The sequence below is a fragment of the Exiguobacterium profundum genome, assembly GCF_001909285.1.
GTDB classification, from domain to species: Bacteria; Bacillota; Bacilli; order Exiguobacteriales; family Exiguobacteriaceae; genus Exiguobacterium; species Exiguobacterium profundum.
This window is the reverse complement of sequence record NZ_MRSV01000011.1, coordinates 1-375: the sequence shown is the minus strand read 5'-3', so window position 1 is coordinate 375 and position 375 is coordinate 1. Positions and strand designations below refer to the sequence as shown.

The 375-nt window shown below is 39.2% G+C and carries 1 rRNA gene; it reads left to right on the top strand.

The window, feature by feature from the left end:
• Positions 1 to 100: 100 nt before the first annotated feature.
• A 16S ribosomal RNA gene (locus BBB58_RS15710) occupies positions 101 to 375 on the top strand; the annotation flags it as partial.

Here is a 375-nt window from a genome sequence, read left to right as displayed (position 1 = left end):
GTCTGGCTTCAGTCAGGCTGCTAATAGGCTCTCCGTCTACAACCCCTTTCGAGCTCTCACGGGTTTCACTGGGTGAGTAGGCAATTTACCTTGAAAAAATTAGAGTGTTCAAAGCAGGCCTTGCTGGAATACATTAGCATGGAATAATGGAATAGGATTTTTGCCCTTTGTTGGTTTTAGGACAGAAATAATGATTAATAGGGACAGTGGGTGGTATTAGTATTTAATTGTCAGAGGTGAAATTCTTGGATTTATTAAAGACTAACTTATGCGAAAGCATTTACCAATGATGTTTTCATTAATCAAGAACGAAAGTTAGGGGATCAAAGACGATCAGATACCGTCGTAGTCTTAACTATAAACTATACCGACTCG